This window comes from Arthrobacter sp. NPDC056691 (assembly GCF_042791415.1).
In the GTDB taxonomy this organism is placed as follows: domain Bacteria; phylum Actinomycetota; class Actinomycetes; order Actinomycetales; family Micrococcaceae; genus Arthrobacter.
Window position 1 is genome coordinate 1 of record NZ_JBHTXX010000075.1, and the last position, 1,340, is coordinate 1,340.

1 protein-coding gene is annotated in these 1,340 nt (G+C 66.1%); it reads right to left on the reverse strand.

Features of this window, described 5'->3' with window-relative positions; all coding sequences use genetic code 11:
* Positions 1 to 57: 57 nt before the first annotated feature.
* Positions 58 to 1,230 (reverse strand): IS481 family transposase, encoded by a 1,173-nt coding sequence (locus tag ACFRAU_RS26060; RefSeq protein WP_378002020.1) that lies wholly within the window; start codon positions 1,228 to 1,230, stop codon positions 58 to 60.
* Between the last annotated feature and the right edge of the window lie 110 nt (positions 1,231 to 1,340).

A 1,340-nucleotide genomic window follows, 5' to 3' on the forward strand; every position in this document is an offset into this window, starting at 1 on the left:
TGTGATGTCTCGGGACATCGACTACAGATGTCCCGAGACATCGGCTACACCCCCGGTCTACGGACCGGGGGTGTTTTGTTTTTTCGGCTGGTAGCCGCGGGCAGGATCGATGGTGAACTCGGCGAGGATCTCGCCGGTGCCGTGCTCGACGGCGGCGACGTCGGCGTCCCGGACGAGCAGGATGATGCGCTTGTGTTTGTGGGCGCGGCCAATGCCGAGGTGCCGGAGGCGTCCGGCGTGCCGAAGGGTGACCTTGCCGTCGGCGTCGACGCGGTCGGTGCGGATCCGCCAGTGTTCCCCCTGGGCGGCGATGGCGGGCGCGGCCTTGGGGGTCGCTGCGTAGGCCTCGGAGGGTGTGCGGCGTCTGAGGGCGCGGTGTGGCCGTTCGTGGTTGTAGACGTGGCGGAACTTGGCCAGGAGCTCGTTCAGGTCGGCGATCGTGTGGGCCTCGGGCTGGTTTTTTAGCCATTTTTTGAGGGTTTGGTGGAAGCGTTCGATCTTGCCCTGGGTTTGGGGGTGGCTGGGGCGGCCGTTCTTTTGGGTGATGCCCAGGGAAGCGATGAGGGTTTCGAAGGCGTTGCGTCCGCCGCGTCCACCGGCGAGGCGGGTGGTGTAGACCATGCCGTTGTCCGTGAGCGTGGAGGCGGGCAGGCCGTGCTCTTGTGCGGTGTCCATGAAAGCATCGACCACGACCGTTCCGGTGACTTTGGGATGGGCGGCGAGGTGGAGCAGGTAACGGGAATGGTCGTCGATGAAGTCCAGGATCTCCACGTCGGTGCCGTCGGCCAGGGTCCAGTAGGTGAAGTCGGACTGCCACATCTCATTGGGCTGGGCCGCGGTGAAGCGGCGCAGCGAGGAACGTGGCCGCTTGTGCGGTTCCGGGACCACGGTGCCTGCCGAGCGCAGGATACGGTGGATCGTAGACCTCGCCGGCGGGGTGAAGCCTTCACGTTCGAGGTGCGCGGCGATGGTCTCGGCGCCGGCGTCAAGCCCTTTTTTGGTCAGGTCGGTGCGCAGGGAAAGGATGCGGGCGTGCACGGCCCCGTCGGTGGCCTGCGGGTTGGTACGGGGTCTGCGGGAGCGGGGCTCGAGGCCCGCGTCGCCCTCGGCCGCGTACCTGGCCAGGAGTTCGTGAACCCATTGCCGGCCGACACCGTAGCGACGGGCAGCCTCTGACTTGGACATTCCGCCCTCAAGTACGGCCAGGACGATGACCTTGTTCTTCGACATGGACCATCGTCGACGGCCGGGGTGTCGCCGATGTCGCGGGACACGTGTCGTGTATCAGCTGTCGTGCATGTCCCGGGACATGTGTCGCCTATGTCCTGAGATCACACACC

Bases quoted from the DNA above. Each gene is read 5' to 3' on its own strand.
- ACFRAU_RS26060 (WP_378002020.1), bottom strand. From the start codon at position 1,230: ATGTCGAAGAACAAGGTCATCGTCCTGGCCGTACTTGAGGGCGGAATG.